The sequence below is a fragment of the Bacillus sp. FSL M8-0350 genome (genome assembly GCF_038593345.1).
GTDB classification, from domain to species: Bacteria; Bacillota; Bacilli; order Bacillales; family Bacillaceae; genus Bacillus; species Bacillus safensis.
In genome coordinates this window covers 219832-240230 of sequence record NZ_CP151985.1, presented here as the reverse complement: position 1 = coordinate 240230, position 20399 = coordinate 219832, and the positions used below count along the sequence as shown (strand labels likewise).

The following is a 20399-nucleotide window of genomic DNA, read 5'->3' as shown; positions in this document are numbered from 1 at the left end:
TGTTTTTTACATAATTAAACTCGTTTTAAGCTAGGATTTGAGATATTCAGTCAGCAAGACGGATAGCTTCATAAACTTTTTGCCATTTCAAACGGAAAATGATGCTATTTAACCATGCGGAAAAGTACATTACAATCAACTTGTAAGCGCTTAACAAACAAGAGAGAAGGGATCAGCTTGTTCCAAAAAGATCATGTTTTCACACAAGTAAACGGACGATCAAAGAATGAGATTTTACAATACATTTCCGAGAAAGCTGAAGACCTTCAGATTACAAACGATCAGGCGGGGCTATTAGCAGATTTGTTGACACGCGAAGACGAAGTCTCAACAGGACTTCAGCAAGGCTTCGCCATTCCACATACAAAAAGCTCCGCTGTACAAACGGCTTCACTTCTTTTTTTAGAACTTGAACAACCCATTGAATGGGGAAGCTTCGACGATTTGCCCACAAGCTATTTATTTACACTGCTCGTTCCACTAGAAGAAGCTAATGTCACACATCTGAAATTACTGTCAGGTATTGCGACCAGTCTAATGGAACCTGCTTTTATCGAGAAGATTCAACCAGGTCAAACAGCTGATTACTATTACGACGTCATTGAACAACAATTGAAAGAGGGGATTACACAATGAAAATTGTCGGTGTCACTTCATGTCCAGCAGGGTTAGCTCATACTCCAATGGCAGCCAAAGCGTTAGAAAATGCAGGTAAACAGCTCGGACACGAGATCAAAATCGAACAGCAGGGGATTATGGGACAGGTGAACGGCATTACAGCAGAGGAAGCGCAGCAGGCAGACCTCTGCATCATTGCCTCAAATCAGCATATCAACGATGCGGAACGCTTCTCAGGCATACCCACTGTACGTGTCGAGATCGGACGTGCCTTAAAAAATGCTGAGCAAATTATCACCAAAGCTGTAGAACTTGTTGAAAAGAAAAAGTCTGAATCTCAATAAACATGAGCAATGCCATATAGAAAGGAGCAAAGAAAATGAAAGCAAAATTAAAAGTCATTGAAGGCCATCTTATGACCGGTATTTCTTATATTCTTCCTGTAATCATCGGCGCCTCACTAATCGTTGGTTTAGCAAAACTGGTCGGATTAGGGTTTGGCGTTTCAGATTTAAACCCCTATAAGGATGCTGGCGGCATACTGCACGGCGCCTATTTAATGGAGCAGGTCGGCTGGACAGGTATTGGCTTAATGAACGTCCTGCTTGCTGGATTTATCGCCTATTCCCTAGCGGATAAATCAGGCCTTGCAGCCGGTTTTATCGGCGGTGCCCTCGCCAGCTCAACCAATGCTGGATTTATTGGTGCCGTCATTGCAGGCTTCTTCGCAGGATATGTTGCTCTTTTTGTAAAAAGAAAAATTCAAATTCAAGGCTCCGCAGCCGGGCTCGTCCCTCTGCTCATCCTGCCGCTCATTACCGTTGGCTTAACCGGACTTCTTATGTCAGTTCTGCTGGGCGGACCATTAGGCGCTTTGAACACGGCATTAATTGAATGGATTAAAGGTATGGTCGCTGATGGAACAAGCACACTCGCGCTCGCTCTCATTTTAGGGGCGATGATTGGATTCGATCTTGGCGGACCGGTGAATAAATCAGCGTGGATGGCTGGTAACGCCCTCTTCCTATCAGGTGTCTACCTCCCTGCCATTCTCGTCAATATTGCGATTGTCATTCCACCGCTTGGATACGGGCTTGCGACATTGATTCGAAAACGCAACTTCTCCCCAACCTTTAGAGAAGCCGGACGAGGCGGCCTTGTCATGGGGATTATCGGTATTACGGAAGGGGCGATCCCTTTTACCCTCGTCAATCCTTTGAAATTGATTCCGCTCAATGTTGTCGCATGTGCTGCTGGAAGCGGGGTCGCTGCATTATTAGGAGTTCATGACATCATGCCGCCAATTGGCGGGCTATACGGCTTCTTCTCAGTCGGAAACTGGTGGGCTTATTTAATCGGAGCCCTTACTGGCGCACTTGTCATCGGTATTGGCGCCAACCTGCTTGTGAATTTCTCTGAGAAAAAAGAGCCAAAAACGCCGGAACATGATCAGAAGCAGAAAGAAGAAGACGATTTTGACCTTGTGCTAGAAGGATAATTTGAACGAAGAAAGGTGTCGTTGATCAATGACTGTCAATGTACATGTGATTCCACATACTCACTGGGACCGGGAATGGTATTTCACCACCTCCCGCTCCCGTATTTACTTAATGAAAAGCGTAATGGACATCTTAGATACCCTTGAAACAGATGAAAGGTTCCATTACTTCATGCTCGATGCCCAGGCTTCCTTACTAGATGATTATTTGAAATGGCGTCCAGAGGATGAGAATCGAATCAAAAAGCTTGTCACAGCGAAACGTCTCATCATCGGCCCATGGTATACCCAAACCGACCAGCTCGTCATTTCAGGTGAATCGATTGTGCGGAACCTGCAATATGGGATTGAACGCTGTCAGCAGTTCGGCCACGTGATGAAAGTCGGATATGTCCCTGATTCCTTCGGTCAATCCGCACAAATGCCTCAAATTTATCGCGGCTTCGGCATTGTCGATACGGCATTTTGGCGCGGCGTTTCTGACCATATGACGAACCATACTGAATTCAATTGGCGCGGTGCTGACGGCAGTGAAGTCTTTGCTGTGAATCTGCCATTCGGCTACTACTACGGTGGAAATATCCCTGAGAAGGATGAGGACTTACAAGCCTTTTTATCTGAAAAGATTGGTGCGCTGCAAGCAAAGGCAACCACAAAGAATGTCTATTTCCCGAACGGTTTTGACCAAGCACCCATCCGTAAAAACCTGCCTGACTTATTAGAAAAAGCCAATGAACTTGACAAGCGCCACTATCAAATCAGCAGCTTAGAAGATTATATTGCAGCAGTAAAAAAAGAGCGGACATCTTTCGAGACATTACACGGAGAGCTCATTCATGCGAAGCATATGCGGATTCATAAATCTATCTTTTCAACACGAGCGGATTTAAAAATCTTAAACAACCAAATTGAAAACTATCTCGTGAATGTGATGGAGCCCATCCTCACGATCAGCTATTCGCTTGGACACGACTATCCGCATGATACGGTTCGTGATATTTGGTACCTCATGTTTGAAAATGCAGCGCATGACAGCATTGGCGGCTGTAATAGTGACACGACGAATCAAGACGTCTTCTTCCGCTACAAGCAGGCAAAGGAAATCGCCGAGAATCTTGTGGACTTGCACATGCGTCTCATCGCTATTCGACTGCAAACAGAGCAAGAAATCACATTCACGTTGTTCAATACACTGCCTTCAAAACGTTCTGAAGTCATTGAAGTCGAAACCTTTATCACGGAACGTCCATTTACGCTAAAGGATGCAAATGGACGAACGCTTCAGTACACAGTGAAAAGCAAAACCGATGTCACAGATTATGTGCTGGCACAGCAAATTTCTCTTAACCCAAGTAAAAAAGTGTACATGCCAAAGCAAGTATGGAAAGCCGTTCTGCTGATTGAAGCCATCAACTTACCGTCAGTTGGTTATACACAGGTCAGCATGGTCTTCGATGAATCAAGCGAATCGGCATGGGAACAAACTGAAGGACGAGTGATTGAAAATACGTATTACCGCATTGCGGCAAATGACAACGGATCACTGGACATCACAGATAAGCAAACTGGCCGGACATTCTCTGAGCAAATGATCTTTGAAGACAACGGAGATGATGGGGATTCCTACAACTATTCACCCCCTCGTGAGGACCTGTATGTGTCATCCAAGGATCTTTCATCAGCAGACATCTCAGTGGCTAAAAGCGGCCTGCAGCAAGAGCTGACCATCAAGCTTCAGCTCACTGTCCCTTACGACCTAGAGGAGCGCTCTAAGCAATTGGCTGGGACTTCACTTCAGATCACAGCGAAGGTGGCATTAAACAAAGACGATGCTGTCATCCGTTTTCATGTAGATGTGGACAACCATGCGTTAGATCATCGCCTGCGCGTTCTTTTTGATACAGGCATCGCATCAAACGTATCACTAAGCGATCAACAGTTTGGTACAATCGAACGCCCAACAGAGCTGACACAAGAGCTTGAATGGTGGAACAATGAACATTGGGAAGAAAAACCGATCACCATTGAACCGATGCAATCCTTTGTCGCACTTCGTGATGAAGCATATGGTGCCGCTCTGTTGACCGACTGCGTGAGAGAATATCAGATCACAGGAGAAGGCTATACAACGATTGCATATACGCTCTTCCGCTGTTTCGGGAAAATGGGGAAAGAAAACCTTCTTTACCGTCCAGGACGCGCATCTGGGGAAAAAATTGTGGATACGCCTGACGCTCAGCTGCAAGGTGCACTGTCATTCACATTTGGTATGCACTATAGCAAGGATGCAGTCAGCGAGGGACACCTAGCGCAGCTTGCCAAACGGTATACCACACCTGTTCAATGCTACGAGCGGGCAGACTTTTTAAACGGTCGTTTAATTTTCTCTTTCCGAGATGAAAAAGAAGACTTACAATCTACTTATAGCCTGCTTGACATCGAGACAGATGGAGCCATTCTAAGCGCTCTGAAAAAAGAAGAGCACGGAACAGGCATTGTCATTCGTCTCTTCAATCCATATTTAACGCGTCAAACAGCCGCTTCAATCAATAGTTCATCTCTACAACACGGAGAAACAGCGAATTTAGGAGAAACACCTGAAGGACATATACTCAAAGCACAACATGGATCATTACACATTGAACCGCTTACACCTTGTCAGGTACAAACCTACATTGTAAAGAAAAAATGAACATGTAGGGGCGGGATCCAATGGATTCCGCCCCTCTTTAATGGAGGGCATTGATCATGCGAATTGGAGGCATTGAAGCAGGCGGAACGAAATTTGTCTGCGGCTACGGAACTACAGACGGAACGATTGAACACATGACTTCCTTTGCAACAGGGAATCCAGATGAAACATGCCGGCAAGTGATCGATTACTTTACAAAGCATCGTGTCGATGCCATTGGAATTGGGGCATTCGGGCCTGTCGATGTGAAAGAGCAAAGCCCAAGCTACGGGACGATTTTAGACACACCAAAAACAGCCTGGCGCCAATTCCCTTTCCTCTCTACCTTAAAACAAGCCCTCGGGCTCCCGATGAAGCTTGATACCGATGTAAACTGTGCAGCACTCGGAGAAGCCCGTTTTTCAACTGAAGCAGAAAAGCCTGCCTCCTTGGTCTATATTACTGTTGGGACTGGAATAGGCGGCGGTGCCTATATTGAACATCGCCTGATTCACGGATTGCTGCATCCAGAAATGGGTCATATCACCGTTCAGCGGCATCCTCATGACACTTACGGAGGCTGCTGCCCTATACATCATGACTGTTTAGAGGGACTGGCATCTGGACCTGCCATAGAAGGACGCTATCATACACTGGCACCCATGCTGCCAGAGGATCATCCTGCTTGGTCACTTCATGCTTACTATCTCGGGCAAATGACTGCTAACCTGCTGCTCACCCTTTCACCAGAACGCATCATTCTAGGTGGAGGTGTGATGAAACAGCCGGCTATGCTGCCGCTTATTCTTGATGAAACAGACAAACGGCTTCGCGGCTATTTGCAGCTGCCAAAGCCTTTACATGAAATTATCACAAAACCATCCTTTGATGGATTATCTGGTTTAATGGGCGCCATCGCTCTTGGAACTGATGCCTTACAGGCGCAAGGAGCCGCGCAATGATGATGACGGCAGATCCTCGAACCTATCAGCTGATTCAGCGGCTTTTTGAAACGAAGGGGTTCGTGAAGCTGGAGGAGCTCACTGCCTCTTTTCGCTTATCTGACCGCTCTATCCGCAATTTAATCAAGGAAGCAAATGAGTATTTAAAGGAAGCCGGGGCTATGATTAAAACGATCCGAGGAAAGGGATATACTCTTTTAACGAGTGATCAAGACGCTTTCTTACTTTGGCTTCATCAGCAAAAGCTTCCTGCCCGTTCTCTTGTCCCCGTCATGCCAGAAGAGCGTGTACGATTTATGATGAGAAAGCTGCTGCTTCAATCAGATTACTTAAAAATTGACCAGCTGGCTGAAGAACTGTTTATCAGCCGCATGACGGTCAGCAGTGATTTAAAAAAAGGACGAGAGATGTTAGCCCGTTACGGCATGACCCTTGTGTCAAAGCCTGGATTTGGCTTAAAGATTGAAGGAGATGAGCTGCAAAAAAGAACGTGCTATGCAGACTTACTTCTTGAAGAAGAGCCTGCTCTCTCTCATATCACCGAGCGGGAGCAGCTCCATTTTCCTGATATATCTCTTGAAACCATTCGATCTATTGTGTTGACGAACCTGCATCAAGAGTCATTGCTCATTAAAGACATTGCCTTAAAAAATTTAGTCATTCACTTAGCCATTGCGATTCAGCAAACACGAAAAAACCAGCGGATATCCGCCAGTAGCGTCCGCACACAAAGATCACCCGTTTTGATGAGAATTGCACAAAAAATCATACAGCAGGTGAGTGACACTTTTTATGTGACCTTATCAGAGGATGAAACAGATTACTTAGTCATGCATCTATTGGCGAACCAAACGTGGAAAGAAGCCGCCCAGCATCAGACGACAGTGGAAGTTCAACAGGCGGTTACAGTCTTTCTACAGCACATTGAAAAAACAAGCGGCCATCGTTTTGCTGATGACAGCATCCTGCAGCAAGACTTGATGCTTCATATGAAGCCGTTATTAAATCGCATCCAATATGGCGTATCATTACAAAATCCGCTTTTGCATGAGATCAAAATGTCCTATCCATACCCGTTTGATTTGGCTGTCAGCGGGCTGAATGCCTTACGGCTGGTGCGGACGCCAAATGAAGATGAAGCGGCATATGTTGCCCTGCATATCGCTGCTTCATTTGAAAGAAGTCAGCTCGATACCTCGCAAAAAAAGAAAGCGATTATCGTGTGCGGATCTGGTTTAGGGACGGCCAGACTGCTTGAAATTAAATTGAAGGCAGCCTTTCAGCACGAGCTTGACATCGTTGAGCTCTATTCCTATCAGGATTATCTCATGAGCACCTCTTTGCCGTGTGACGTCATCATCACAACCGTTCCACTCACATCAAAGGGGAAACCAGTCATTCAGGTCAGCGCCTTTTTTGAACATCATGATATACAGCGTGTGAATGAAGTCATTCATTTATTAAATGGGCACGGGGCACCCTCAAAAGAGCTGATGGCGTTTTTTCAAGAGCGATTGACTTTCATGAATACTGATCTAAGCAGCAAGGATGAGGTATTAGATATATTATGCAGCCGTTTAGAGGCGCATCAGCTAGTATCGTCTTCTTTTCGGTCCTCGGTGTTTGAGCGTGAGCAAATGTCGTCTACCTATCTTGGCAGCGGTATTGCAATGCCGCATCCGCTTATCACAAATGAAGGCACCTCCTCTGTAGCCATCGCACACTTAAAACAGCCAATTGACTGGCAGGGAGACCAAGTATCACTTGTCTTTTTATTAGCGATTCATAAAGATGACGCTGCCTGCATGAACCAATTCTTTGAACAGGCCGTCGATTTACTAGACAATCCAGACCGCATTCACTCCCTCAAGCAAGCCAAAACATTTAATGAGCTGATGGATGCGCTATTTCAATAAGATCAAACAAAAGGCCGCCCAGTTCATGAGGCGGCCTTTGTGTTATTGAGATAAACGTCATCAATCGTAGATGACATTTTTTCCTTCTTCACTTAATTTTTTTAAGGAGCTCAGCATATGATTGATTTCTTCATCGGAATGTCTTTCCCATGAACCTAATTCTGCGACTATTTTCAACGGAGATTTCGATCGATAAGAACGTGTTGGGTTGCCGGGAAATCTTTTGTCAGTCACATTTGGATCATTTTCAAAATCGCCTAACGGTTCTACAATATAAATTCTTTCTTTCGCATCAGACCTAGCTAATTCAGCACCCCATTTGGCCGCGTTTAGTGTTCCGGTGAAATAGATATGGTTCGATTTTTTATCCTGATAATTGGATAAATAAAGCGATTCAAGCAGATCTCCAATCTTCAATTCCGCTTTTGTCCCATGAAAAAACGGCCCGGGATCTAACACCTTTTGCTTGTCATTCATACAGCCACACCCCTTATCGTTTTTGACTTGCGTATAACAGTATACGGCCTGATCTGGGCGAGAAACAGTCTATAAATGAGATTAAATTCGGGGTATAATGATAGTAGAGAGTTAGATGTGAACAGACATAAGTACTGTAAATAAAAACGGAAATTTCGCATTCACACCAACAATGACGAAAACAAGAATACCTTCCACAGCTGACAGCGTCACAATCAATCCATGGTTCATTGGATATTCCTTCGCAATTAATTTCTGTCCTATATAATTCAAACCATAAAAAATCAAAAACAATGTGAAGAACATAAAAAAAATCGTCATCATATAAACAACCCCTTTCTGATAATGGATTTTTATCCAATTTTTACAATATATCATCAGACTATCATGTTAGAACAACTCGAACAATATGATCTTGCCAATAAAGTGAACGAAGAAAAAAAGCCAACCACCCGCATAAGGTGATTGGCTTTTTCATCATTTACTTCCCGATGTTCTCTCCATTTTGCTGAATCAATGTTTCATACCAATAAGAGCTCTTTTTGCGAATTCTTTTGAGATCTTTTAGGTCAAATTCGTCGCGATTGACGTAGATGAACCCGTAGCGCTTGGAGCATCCTTGGTGTGTGCTGATTAAGTCGATGGCTGACCACGGGCAGTATCCGAATACCTCGACGCCGTCTGTGATCGCCCATTTGATTTGCTCGATATGTTTTTCTAGATAATCAATTCGATAATCATCCTGAATTGATCCATCTTCTTCTAACTTGTCGAATGCACCCAATCCATTTTCCGTGATAATAAGCGGCAGCTGATAGCGGTCATAAATCTCCCGCATCGTTGAACGGAAGCCGACAGGGTCAATCTCCCAGCCAAACGCATTTTTACTTAAGAATGGGTTGTTGCCGCCTTTGTAGACGCCATCTTCACCTGATTTCAAATGCTGATCTCCGCCGCGTGCAAATTCGTCGTTGCCATCTCCTTTACTCGCTTCAACTGTTTGTGAGGTGTAGTAGTTAAAGGCAATGAAGTCTGGCTTCGCGCTTTTCAAAATATCCATATCTCCCTCTTCAATGACAGGAAGAATGTCTTTTTCTTTCATGTACGCCCAAGCCAGGTTGTTATAACGGCCGAACACCGCCATATCAAGATAAAGCCAGTTGCGGATCGCATTGTAATTCGCCGCAGCAAGCACATCTTCAGGCTTTGGAGAAGCCGGATAAATGAGCGCAATGTTTGGCGCTGGACCAATTTTCGCTTCAGGCAGCATTTGATGACAAAGCGTCATGGCTTTTGCCTGTGCAACGAGCATATGATGATTCTGCTGATACAGTTCTTTTTTCGGATTTTCTAAATTTGGATCAAGTGTACCGAGCGCTGATCCATGTAAGATCATCATGTTTTGTTCATTAATGGTCAGCCAATTTTTTACCTTCTGACCATACTCCTTGAATAGCACCTCTGCATAGCGTTCAAACGCATCCACTGTCCCGCGGTTAGACCACCCGCCCTTTACTTGAAGCGCATGAGGCAGATCAAAATGATACATTGTCACGATTGGTTCAATGCCATAGCGGCGCAATTCATCGATGAGTGAATGATAGAATTCAATCCCCTTTTGATTGATCTCCCCATCTCCATCTGGAATGATCCGTGTCCACGCAATGGAAAAGCGATAAGCCTTCAAGCCCATTTCCGCAAACATCTTCACATCCTCTTTATAACGGTGATAGTGATCGCTTGCGACTTTAAAATCCGTTGTCCCTTCAGGATAACTTGCTCTCATGTCAATGACAGAAGGCCCCTTGCCATCCTCATTCCACGCACCTTCTACCTGATAGGCGGAAGTAGATCCGCCCCAGAAAAAGTCTTTTGGAAATGATGCTAGTGTTGAATATCTCATGATTTCTTCCTCCTTTTGATTAAACTAGATGTAAAAATGATTGCCCTGGTGTGATTTGTTTCTCTTCTGTTTCAATAATATCGCTAAACTCACCTGAATTGGTAATAATAACGGGTGTTGTGACTGACAGGCCTGAAGCTTGGATGGCTTCTATGTCAAACTCAGCAAGCAGTTCGCCTTCTGTGATGGTTTGCCCCTGAACAACCTTCGGGGTAAAATGCTTTCCACCTAATTGTACGGTATCCAGTCCAATGTGAATGAGTACTTCTGCTCCGCTTTCAGAAGTTAGACCATACGCATGGCCTGTTGGGAACACCGTTGTCACAACTCCTGATACTGGTGCAAACAGCTTTCCTTCTGATGGAATGATGGCTGCGCCCTTTCCTAATGCACCAGATGAGAATGCTTTATCCTGCACTTCCTCCAGCTTGATGACCTCGCCCTTTAAAGGACTTTTCACATGAGCTGCTTTGACCCCATGTTCGTTTTCAATTACCGGTGCAGAAGCGGCCGGCGTTTCATCTTCATCTACTGGATCTTTAAATCCAATCAAATAAGTTAAGATGATCGAAAGGACGAACGAGACCGAGATACCGATGATGAACCCTGTAAATCCTTGACCGTAGAAAATCGGCAGTGTCAGTAAACTTGGAAGGCCTGACGCAATTGCAATACTTTGTGAATAACCGATAATCGCACCGCCGACCCCAGCAGAGATAACAGCTGCAATAAATGGTTTTTTCAAACGAAGTGTGACCCCGTATACAGCTGGCTCTGTGATCCCAAACACAGCAGAAACTGCTGTCGATCCAGCCAGTGATTTCAGTTTTTTATTCTTTGTTTTCAGCATAACACCGATTGAAGCACCGGCTTGTGAGAATACAGCTGGCGCAGTGGCCGGCTTGATATGATCTTTCCCATGGACTGCGATATTATTTAAAATCACTGGCACAAGTCCCCAATGGATACCGAAGATGACAAGAATCTGCCAAGCCATCGCAATTAAAGCACCTGCAAGTGTAGGACTAAAGGAGAATACTTTCAGCAAAACAGCTGCAATGCCATTCCCTGCATACACACCAAATGGTCCAAATACGATGAGTGTCAGCGGAACAACCGTGACAAGCAAAATCAGTGGAGTAATAAAGTTTTTGACACTTTCATGAATGACTTTGTTAAAGAAACGTTCGATATATCCCATGACAAACACTGCCAAAATGATTGGGATGACCGTAGATGTATAAGACATTAAGACGACTGGAATCCCGAAGAATGACACATCTCCGCCGCCTTTTGACAATTCTTGAATGGTTGGGTAAATCAGTGCACCTGCTATCGTCACAGCGACAAACGGATTCGCTTTAAACTTCCTAGCAGAAGTGAATGCGAGCAATAATGGCAGGAAGTAGAACAAGCTGTCAGATGCAGCAAATAAAATTTGATACGACGTATCTTCAGGAGATAACCATTTTGCGTTGATACAGATGCCTAAGAGACCTTTTAAAATACCTGCACCCGCCATGACACCGAGAAGTGGTGTGAAAATCCCCGATACAATGTCGACGAATTTCCCGAAAAGGCTTGTGCTCTCTTCACCTGATTTTGCAGATGAAGCAGCGGAATCCTCTAATAGATTCGTAAACTCTCCAATTTCTCGATAAACCTCTGGTACGGTATTGCCAATGACCACTTGAAATTGGCCGCCGCTTTCCATAACGGTAACGACGCCATTTAATTTTTCAATGGCCGCTTTATCTGCTTTTGATCTGTCATTTAAGGTGAAACGAAGCCTTGTGGCGCAATGCACCAATGAATGAACGTTTTTCTCTGTACCAATGTGTTTGATAATGTCTTCTGCTAATTGACGATAACTCATGCAAAAACCCCCTTTTTTTCAAAAAAATACGTTTTTGGGCAAAATAAAAACCTAAACGGGCACCAAAAATAGTCGCAGCTTGCTGTTGCGCTTTTTCAGTGAACGTTTAGGTTTTGCCTGCCGAACAGTCACAATCCTCTAAGACGATCATTGTGAAACCGTATTCTTTTATGTTTATGAGCAAATAGTACCACTCACCTTTTCTCATGTCAACGCTTTCTTTTAAAATCTATCTTTATTTTTCTCGTTTGATCAGTCGATTCAAATGAATTGATAGATACAGCATCTCCTCTGATGTGAGATCCCGGTGATAGGTTTGATAGACATATTCTGCGATTTTCTTTGCGCAATCGTATGCTTTCGGATATTTCACTTTGATGAGCTGATATAAGTCCTGATCTTCGCTGACAAGGAGTGTTTCATTGATCAGACGCTGGACGAAAAAGCGCAAATGCGTGAGAAAACGATAGAAGTTGAGTGAGTCCTCATCAAATTCCATGTTGAGGTGATATTTCACAATGGTGAGAATGGCATTAACTTCCTTTGTGATATTGACCGTCGTATTCATATCCTCATTGAGCTCTGCGTTAATGATATGCATGGCAATAAAACCTGCTTCATCCTCAGGCAGTTCAATATGAAGACGCTCTTCAATCATCTCAAGACAGTCCTTTGCCACAAGAAATTCATCTTTGTATAAGCGTTTAATCTCCCAAATAAGCGAATTCTCAATCAGATGATTTTTCTTCAGCCGTTCGATGGCGTAATGAATATGGTCTGCCAGCGATACATGCAGACTTTCGTTTAATCTTCGGTTCAGCTTTGTATGTGCATATTGGATCATTTCCTCGGTCACCTTGACCACATCATACGGAACCTCTTGAAGCAGCATTTTCATCCGCTCGTGAACGGAATGATCCTCCAAGCGGAAGACTTTATCAATCAACGATTCGTCCACCGGGTCCCCGGGACGTCGCTGGAAAGCGATGCCTCTGCCCATGACGACGATTTCTTTTCCATGTTCATCTATGACACTAATGACATTATTGTTTAGAACCTTTTGAATCTGCATTTCCAAACACCTCCGTCTATGACCAACAACTTTACTCAAAATATGCTCTCATCTTAACACAATTGTCAAATCACTTGGTGCTTTTATCTGACTTTTGCAATAGATTTCACCATGATTCTACCCTTTCATAGATGGTCTGTTCCTTCAATTGCCTGCATACAATACTCCTGAGGAGGTGACCTTCTGTGAAATCTTTTTTCTGGTCTGCATCATTTTTATTCTTGCTCATGTTTACCCTCATCATTCTAGGCATCGTATTCTGGCTGAGTGGACAAGGCTTAGGCCAGCTTTGGAGATATGTGCTCATTTCACTTGTCACAGCGGCCGTTTTACGCGGCGTCACCACTTGGCTGAAACGGCATGTGATGCACCTTTCCTCCAAATAAAAACGGCTGCCCCGAGTGTTCAGGCAGCCGTTTCTTTATTCTTTGGTTGCTGCAGCTTCCTTCTGAGAAGCACGCAGCTCATCATTGATTTTTTTCGCATCCTCTAAAAACTCTGTTTCATATCCACTTTTGAGTGCCCACATATAAAATAGCAGAGCTACCACCGTAATCAGTGCCATGTCCCAGCCATAATGAATGATGTTATAACCGCCGAATTTATCACTGCCAAGACAGGAAATCGTCATCATCACAAGCAGGTACACAACCATCCAAGCACCCGCCTTAAAGTTGCGGCCGAAGCCTTTCCACTTCGCTTTTGCTTGATAGTAAAAATAGATAGGAAGACCAATGAGAATAATGAACAGCACCTGACCTGTTAACGGCCATCTTGCCCAATACAGTGTCAATGAGGCAAAGACAAAACCGAGAGGAGCAATGATGCTGAGTCCTTTTATTCGAAGCGGTCGATATAAATCTGTCCCTGTCTTTCTCAGCGTCATGACGGTCACTGGTCCAGTCAGATAAGAAATGAGTGTTGCGACAGAGATAATTTCAGCAAGTACACCCCAGCCTCTAAATAAAAACAGAAAGATAAACGATACGGCTAAGTTAAAAAACATTGCTGGACGAGGCACGCCGTAAATAGGGTGCAGACGGCCAAGCACACTTGGCATGTATTTGTTTTTTTCCATTCCATAAATCATACGAGACGTCGTTGCGGTATACGTAATTCCCGTACCAGAAGGCGACACAAACGCATCCGCATATAAAATCAGAACAAGCCAGTTAATACCAAGCGCAATGGCAAGGTCCGCAAATGGCGAGTTGAAATTCAAATGACCCCATCCATTCACGATCATAGATGGATCAACAGCACCGATAAAGGCGACTTGTAAAAGGACATAAATCACAGTCGCAATGAAAATCGATCCGACAATGGCAATTGGAATCGACCGGCCTGGATTTTTTGCCTCACCGGCCATGTTAATCGGGCTTTGGAAGCCATTGAAGGCAAACACAATCCCAGATGTCGCAACAGCTGTCAGCACACTCGCCCAGCCGTTAGGGGCAATACTTGTTCCAGAAGTAAAATTCTCACTATGAAAACCTACGAATAAGAGCGCACCAATTGTTAATCCTGGAATGACAATTTTAAACACGGTAATGAATGTATTTGCTTTTGAAAATAACCCAACTGTCCAATAATTAAGCAGAAAGTAAATCACAAGCAGCACACTGGCAACCATAAGACCTTCTGTCGTCAATACCCCTTTTGTAACCAAATGAGATGTCCACTTTGCCCACTCCCAAGGCCATGAGCTCATGTACTGGACGGAAGCAACCGCCTCCACTGGTATCACGGAGACAATGGCGATCCAGTTCGCCCAAGCTGCAATAAACCCAATAAAAGATCCGTGTGAATATTGCGTATATTTCACCATTCCGCCTGCCTCTGGAAACATCGATCCGAGTTCACTATAAGACAAAGCGATAAATAAAATCACAACCATCCCAATCAACCAGGATAAAATAGCAGCAGGGCCGGCGATTTGAGCCGCACGCCAAGCACCGAAGAGCCATCCTGAACCAATGATTGAGCCAAGACCTACCATCATTAAAGCGAAAGTTCCCATCCTACGATGCAAATGATTCATGTTCATAACACCTTTCGATTAAAATACAGAGCATGTGTCAAGCAAGCGTCTTTCTTTCAAAGCAGCTCACTTTTCATTTTACTGGCAAATATTTCTTCTAATGAACCTTTACTCTTGTTCATTTTTTCGCCTGTTATATTATCTCTCAATTCTTCATTTTCTGAAATAGTCGAACATGCTTATTTCAAAAGAAAGCGCTTTTTCACCTGTTCAATCTATTAGACTGAATAACTACCTTTACCCTTATTTTGAAAAAAACAAAACAAAAAAGATAGAGGAAATGACTTCCTCTCCCTTCTAACCCACGCCATGTAAAGAAAAAAAGGATAAAGGGGGGTTCCCTCTATCCTTGTGAAATCGCTTGTTCTTTTTCAATAACAGCTAGTCTTTCTTGAACTTCTTCTTCAGATAAATTGTGCTGTTTCACATACAGGTTCCGTTCACTTGTGCGGCATTCATGACTGCAGCTGCGCATATACTTATGCTCACTCTCTTCAGTGGCAATCATCTTACGGTTACATGCAGGGTTCGCACAGTTCACATAACGCTCGCAAGGCTCACCAGTGAAGAAATCTTTTCCGACAACCACATGCTCTGTTTGATTCACTGGTACTGTTAAGCGATTATCAAACACATAGCATTGACCGTCCCATAGCTTCCCTTGTACTTCTGGGTCTTTTCCGTAAGTGACAATTCCGCCGTCAAGCTGAGAGACATCTTCAAAGCCTTCACGCTTTAACCAGCCTGAAAACTTCTCACAGCGTACGCCGCCTGTGCAATAAGTCAGGATTTTTTTGCCTTCAAGAATCTCTTTATTGTCACGAATCCACTCAGGTAATTCACGGAATGTCTCAATATCAGGACGAACTGCCCCTCTGAAGTGACCAACATCAAACTCGTAATCATTACGCGCATCAATCACAACAGTATCAGGTGATTGCATTTGCTCGTAAAATTCAACCGGGCTAAGATGTTTCCCCGTTAATTCCAACGGATTCACATCATCCTCAAGGCTGAGGTTCACTAGTTCATTCCGATGACGGACGTGCATTTTTTTAAACGCATGACCATCTGCTTCGTCAATTTTGATCGGCATAGACGCAAAGCGCGGATCTTCTTTTAACGCTTGCATGTACTTGTCCGTTTGCTCAATAGTTCCAGAAACCGTTCCGTTCAAGCCTTCTGCTGATACGAGGATACGGCCTAACAAACCAAGCTCCTTACAGAATGCTAAATGCTCTGCTGTAAACGTCTCTGGGTCCTCAATGGGGACATATTGATAGTAAAGTAAAACGCGATATTGTTTTTCCATCTATATAAACACCTCTTAAATTTAATCAAAACATACCATTCTTTATCATACAGGAAATACATACCTAAAGGCAATGTCGGCGGCTCAATTCCATAAAACGGAAGGGCCTTTCTTCTCATATATTAGAATATTTGACAGAACTTTCTGTAAAATGAGATGATTTATGAACAATATGATGTGTAAAGGAGCAATGATCCATGATCCAGCCAGAAGATATTGTCAGAAGCGGCCCTAACCAATTTATTTCTCAAAAAGGAATCTATCATGAACTTGAATCCCTTGTTTCTCCTTTTCAGTCACCTGCTGTAGTGACAGGATATGATTCATACCAAGCTTTTTCACAATACACAAAGCTGCCGTCCGAGTGGCCTTTCATTCAGCACAAAGGATACAGTTCACCTAATGCGGTCACCCAGATCGCAGAAGAGCTTAACGGGTCAGATGTGATCATCGGCATCGGGGGCGGAACGATTTTAGATACCGCAAAATCAGTTGCAGACGTTCTTCAAATCGAAGTCATCATGGTTCCAACGATTCCCGGCACATGTGCTGCGTCTACACCTCTCAGCGTCATTTATGATGACAAAGGAAACTTCATGAGAGTTGATTATCATAAACGATCCAGCTACCTCACCTTAATTGATCATACTTTTTTGCTTTCCTCTCCTCTTTCCTATCTTCAAAGCGGAATTGGTGATACGCTGGCAAAATGGTATGAAGCAGAAGCGATTATTCGTAACACAAAAGGCGCCTTGCCGCTCATGGTACATGCAGCACTAAAGCAGGCGGTATATGTTCGAGACATTCTTCTTTCTCATAGTGAAGAAGCTGTCAACAGCTTAAAAACAGGTCAGATTTCACAAGCATTCGCGGATGTGACAGATACGATTATTACGTTAGCAGGAACAGTCGGCGGCTATGGGGGACGCTATGGAAGAATGGCAGGAGCCCATGCCGTTCATAATGGATTGACATTTATTGAAGAAACGCATCATGTGTTACATGGACAAAAAGTAGCTTATGGCATCCTCGTCCAGCTTGCCGCAGAAAACCGAATGTCCGAGGTTGAGGAATTACTTGAACTCTACCAAACACTCGGATTACCTAGAAATATGCGCGATCTTGGTATGACAACTCAACTGGAAGAAGCGGCACTTACGGTAGCAAACCATGCGGCACGTAAAGATGAAACCTTTTGTTTGATTGGAGACTATTCTAAAGAACAGATTGTTGACGCCATTCAAATCATTGAGACCTATCACCCCCAAAAATCTGTCTAAAGATGAGGGAAATAAAAAAGCACAGGCATCGCACCTGTGCTTTTCCTTCGATTAAAAATCAAAGTTATCTGGATCTGGACCTGTGCGCTCATCTTCATTGAGCTGATCAATGACACCCATCTCACGTGCGGACAGCTCGAAATCAAAAACTTGTGTGTTTTCGATGATTCGGCTCTTCGTCACAGATTTTGGAATGGTGATAATGCCATGCTGCAAGTCCCAGCGAAGAATCACTTGCGCTACTGACTTGTCATGTTTTTTCGCGATATCCTGGAGAACAGGATGGTTTAGAAGCTTCCCGCTGCCTAATGGCGACCACGCCTCTACATGAATTCCTTTCGATTTGCAGTAGTCTCGTAAAGGCTCCTGCGTCAGCTTCGGATGCAGCTCGATTTGATTCACCATTGGCACAACTTCTGCCTCTTCCAATAAATCCTCTAAATGATGCTGATGGAAATTACACACTCCGATCGCTCGAACGCGTCCATCCTTATATAGTTTCTCTAGCGCTTTCCATGTTTCTTTATATTTGCCTTCAACTGGCCAATGAATCAAATAAAGATCTAATACATCTAATCCCAGCTTGTTCATACTTGTTTCAAAGGCTTCGAGTGTTGATTCATAGCCTTGATCATTATTCCAGACCTTTGTCGTAATGAATAGATCATCGCGCGAGATACCTGATTGCTGAATGGCTTTGCCTACCCCTTCTTCATTTTGATAGGCGGCTGCTGTATCAATGCTGCGGTAGCCCGCTTCAAGAGCGTCTTTGACGGCATTTACAGCCTCATCCCCATCTTTTACCTGCCATACACCAAAGCCTAGCTTCGGCATTTTTACTCCGTTTGCTAATGTGACTGTATCTGTTAATCCACTCATCAAACAAACCTCCGCTTCCTTTTTAATTACCAAGCACTATACCCTAATTTTCAATTGATCATGCATGAAATTCTGGCTGAGCTATTTGATATATTTTCCTATATCAACTTGATTGGTGTCAACGATTTGATATTCGCTGGTTTGATCTTTTGTTTTAGAAAAATCATATGTTTCTAAAAATGTTTGATCGTAAAAAGTCAGACCATATGTTTCCTTCTCATTCTCATACACTCTGATCCAATAAGACGCTTTTGAAGTTTTTTTAGTTTCATTCGTTTTCTTTAATTTCATACCCGAAAATTCCTTCAGCAGCTTTTGAATATCCTCTTTCTTTTCCACTTTAACACGCTCATTATCATGCTCAATTTGAATCGAAGTCACCTTGTTCTGATCAATTGAGGCCACATCATCAAAAGAGTATATATTTGCATTGATTAGAAAATAAATACCAATTCCTAATAAAATAATGACGACTAAACCAATCATCCACTTTTTCAACCTAACTCCTCCTTCTATTCACACCACACCTATAAAAACAGTGAAGTCCAATCATCCTCCTCAGAAAACACTTGAATTCCGTGCTGTTTAAGCAAGGCGGATGTCACTCCATCTCCAGCTTTTGTTCCCCCGTTAAAATCTCCGCGATAAATCATCCGGCTGCCGCAGGAAGGGCTGTACTGTTTTAACACAACTGCCGTCGCTTTCAGAGACTGAACCTGTTCCAGCGCGGCCTTCGCGCCTTTTACATACATCTCCGTGACATCATTTCCATGTACATCAATCACGGAGGCGAGGCCCTGTAATACATCATGTCCGTCTCCGCCAATGATTTCTGCGGGAGGCCTTGGCGTGGAGAAGCCGCCAAGCAGCTCAGGACAAACTGTGACTGCCTTTCCCTCCTGAACAAGCTCCTCAATTCGCTGATCTAATCGATGGCTGCCATTATAACGAACCTTCAACCCAGCAAGACAAGCACTGACGACAATCATGTATGTTCCTCACTTTTTTTGCTGACTTTAAAATAAATACATACAGGCAAGAAACATATCGTATTCACCAAAAAGGGCAGAGCACAATACAAAGCAGCAGCCCAAATTGGTTCTCCAGGTCCTGCAATACCAAAAAAATAAACAAATAATAGCACGCTGACAAACAATCCCACAAATGGCATGATGAATACGTATTTTTTATAATTTTCTATCATTTCTTTCTCCAATGAGCTCCCTCCCTTTCATCATGGCTTCAAACAACATCAATATATGTTAATTTTACCATAAAAAACCGAAATCATCTCCTTTTTACGATGGTTTCGGTTTTTTATCTATATCTTTTCTTTCCAAGCCTTTAAGAAGCGCTCAATCACTTGTAATTCATCTTCATGAAACTGCTGAAGAAATTCTAAATAGGACGTGACTGCTTTTTCATGCAGCTCGTCATGAAGCGCTGCCAATTGCTTGCCTTCCTCTGTCAAAGAATAATAGACTGATTTCTTATCACCCTGCCGGTGGCAATAGTCCACCATGCCTTTTTCAATTAGTTTTTTCACAGCCTTTGTAATAGCTGGCTTTGATAGTTTTAGTTGTTGAGATAGAAATGTATTGTTTGATTCGTTTGGATTGGCTTGAATCATCGATAAAATGTGAAGCTGTGTGAGTGTCCATTCTTGTTTGAGTGTATCAGTCGTGGTAATCAGTGGATCTGTTGGATCATTCCGTCTCTTTTCCCTATGCATAATCAGATCTTGAATCGCTTTTAATACAATCTGCTCTTTTGTTTCCATCTGAACCTCCACTCTTAACTGGTTAATAAAATGGTACTAATAATGAAGAAAGGAGTCAAAAGAAATGTGGTTGTTAGTAAAATAATAGGTCATCAGACCTTAAAATTGTATATG

20 protein-coding genes are annotated in these 20399 nt (G+C 43.4%); 8 read left to right on the top strand and 12 right to left on the bottom strand.

The window, feature by feature from the left end:
- Positions 1-177 precede the first annotated feature (177 nt).
- Genes NSS80_RS01350 through NSS80_RS01325 form a run of 6 tightly spaced genes read left to right on the top strand, consistent with a single transcriptional unit; the run spans position 178 to position 7665 of the window.
- Positions 178-636, top strand: coding sequence for a PTS sugar transporter subunit IIA (locus tag NSS80_RS01350; RefSeq protein ID WP_041116505.1), 459 nt, complete (start codon positions 178-180; stop codon positions 634-636).
- Positions 633-962 (top strand): fructose PTS transporter subunit IIB, encoded by a 330-nt coding sequence (locus tag NSS80_RS01345; RefSeq protein ID WP_041116503.1) that lies wholly within the window; start codon positions 633-635, stop codon positions 960-962. The genes NSS80_RS01350 and NSS80_RS01345 overlap by 4 nt, the downstream gene beginning before the upstream one ends.
- 35 nt (positions 963-997) lie before the next feature.
- Positions 998-2116, top strand: coding sequence for a PTS fructose transporter subunit IIC (locus NSS80_RS01340; protein WP_041116501.1), 1119 nt, complete (start codon positions 998-1000; stop codon positions 2114-2116).
- 28 nt (positions 2117-2144) lie between these two features.
- Entirely contained in the window at positions 2145-4808 is a 2664-nt protein-coding gene (gene mngB / locus NSS80_RS01335; RefSeq protein ID WP_317222251.1) for a mannosylglycerate hydrolase, read from the top strand.
- Positions 4809-4864: 56 nt separating this feature from the next.
- On the top strand, positions 4865-5749 hold the full coding sequence (locus NSS80_RS01330) for an ROK family protein (RefSeq protein ID WP_065215392.1): 885 nt from the start codon (positions 4865-4867) through the stop codon (positions 5747-5749).
- Positions 5746-7665, top strand: coding sequence for a PTS sugar transporter subunit IIA (locus NSS80_RS01325; protein WP_065215393.1), 1920 nt, complete (start codon positions 5746-5748; stop codon positions 7663-7665). Before NSS80_RS01330 ends, NSS80_RS01325 begins: the two co-directional genes overlap by 4 nt.
- Before the next feature lie 60 nt (positions 7666-7725).
- Here NSS80_RS01325 and arr read toward each other — a convergent pair whose 3' ends face one another.
- From arr to NSS80_RS01300, 5 genes are all read right to left on the bottom strand, one after another.
- The gene (gene arr, locus NSS80_RS01320; RefSeq protein WP_317222253.1) at positions 7726-8142 is read right to left on the bottom strand and encodes an NAD(+)--rifampin ADP-ribosyltransferase; all 417 of its coding nucleotides are present in this window, start codon (positions 8140-8142) and stop codon (positions 7726-7728) included.
- Positions 8143-8253: 111 nt separating this feature from the next.
- The gene (locus NSS80_RS01315) at positions 8254-8466 is read right to left on the bottom strand and encodes a hypothetical protein (RefSeq protein WP_024427440.1); all 213 of its coding nucleotides are present in this window, start codon (positions 8464-8466) and stop codon (positions 8254-8256) included.
- 157 nt (positions 8467-8623) lie between these two features.
- Positions 8624-10045: a glycoside hydrolase family 1 protein gene (locus NSS80_RS01310; protein WP_065215394.1), complete on the bottom strand. Its 1422-nt coding sequence runs from the start codon at positions 10043-10045 to the stop codon at positions 8624-8626.
- Positions 10046-10064: 19 nt separating this feature from the next.
- On the bottom strand, positions 10065-11921 hold the full coding sequence (locus tag NSS80_RS01305; protein WP_098677752.1) for a beta-glucoside-specific PTS transporter subunit IIABC: 1857 nt from the start codon (positions 11919-11921) through the stop codon (positions 10065-10067).
- 235 nt (positions 11922-12156) lie between these two features.
- Positions 12157-12993: a PRD domain-containing protein gene (locus NSS80_RS01300; protein WP_024424409.1), complete on the bottom strand. Its 837-nt coding sequence runs from the start codon at positions 12991-12993 to the stop codon at positions 12157-12159.
- 185 nt (positions 12994-13178) lie between these two features.
- On the opposite strand from NSS80_RS01300, the gene NSS80_RS01295 reads away from it, so the two are divergent.
- On the top strand, positions 13179-13379 hold the full coding sequence (locus NSS80_RS01295; RefSeq protein WP_034283125.1) for a hypothetical protein: 201 nt from the start codon (positions 13179-13181) through the stop codon (positions 13377-13379).
- A gap of 35 nt (positions 13380-13414) precedes the next feature.
- Here the strand turns inward: NSS80_RS01295 and NSS80_RS01290 are convergent, their stop codons facing one another.
- Both NSS80_RS01290 and NSS80_RS01285 read right to left on the bottom strand, forming a co-directional pair.
- Positions 13415-15034, bottom strand: coding sequence for an APC family permease (locus NSS80_RS01290; RefSeq protein ID WP_034283122.1), 1620 nt, complete (start codon positions 15032-15034; stop codon positions 13415-13417).
- 343 nt (positions 15035-15377) lie between these two features.
- Complete coding sequence (locus NSS80_RS01285; protein WP_039176148.1) at positions 15378-16346, bottom strand: rhodanese-related sulfurtransferase; 969 nt, start codon at positions 16344-16346, stop codon at positions 15378-15380.
- A gap of 197 nt (positions 16347-16543) precedes the next feature.
- On the opposite strand from NSS80_RS01285, the gene NSS80_RS01280 reads away from it, so the two are divergent.
- Positions 16544-17626 (top strand): iron-containing alcohol dehydrogenase family protein, encoded by a 1083-nt coding sequence (locus tag NSS80_RS01280; RefSeq protein WP_065215399.1) that lies wholly within the window; start codon positions 16544-16546, stop codon positions 17624-17626.
- Positions 17627-17677: 51 nt separating this feature from the next.
- Here the strand turns inward: NSS80_RS01280 and NSS80_RS01275 are convergent, their stop codons facing one another.
- The 5 genes from NSS80_RS01275 to NSS80_RS01255 all read right to left on the bottom strand — a co-directional run bounded on the left by NSS80_RS01275 (position 17678) and on the right by NSS80_RS01255 (position 20285).
- Positions 17678-18505, bottom strand: coding sequence for an aldo/keto reductase (locus tag NSS80_RS01275; protein ID WP_034283114.1), 828 nt, complete (start codon positions 18503-18505; stop codon positions 17678-17680).
- Between the two features lie 81 nt (positions 18506-18586).
- Entirely contained in the window at positions 18587-19003 is a 417-nt protein-coding gene (locus NSS80_RS01270) for a DUF5301 domain-containing protein (RefSeq protein ID WP_342498394.1), read from the bottom strand.
- 29 nt (positions 19004-19032) lie between these two features.
- Positions 19033-19494, bottom strand: coding sequence for a DUF523 domain-containing protein (locus NSS80_RS01265; RefSeq protein ID WP_317222255.1), 462 nt, complete (start codon positions 19492-19494; stop codon positions 19033-19035).
- Entirely contained in the window at positions 19491-19721 is a 231-nt protein-coding gene (locus tag NSS80_RS01260) for a hypothetical protein (RefSeq protein ID WP_046313666.1), read from the bottom strand. The genes NSS80_RS01265 and NSS80_RS01260 overlap by 4 nt, the downstream gene beginning before the upstream one ends.
- Before the next feature lie 105 nt (positions 19722-19826).
- Positions 19827-20285 (bottom strand): MarR family transcriptional regulator, encoded by a 459-nt coding sequence (locus NSS80_RS01255; protein ID WP_034283105.1) that lies wholly within the window; start codon positions 20283-20285, stop codon positions 19827-19829.
- Positions 20286-20399: the final 114 nt, after the last annotated feature.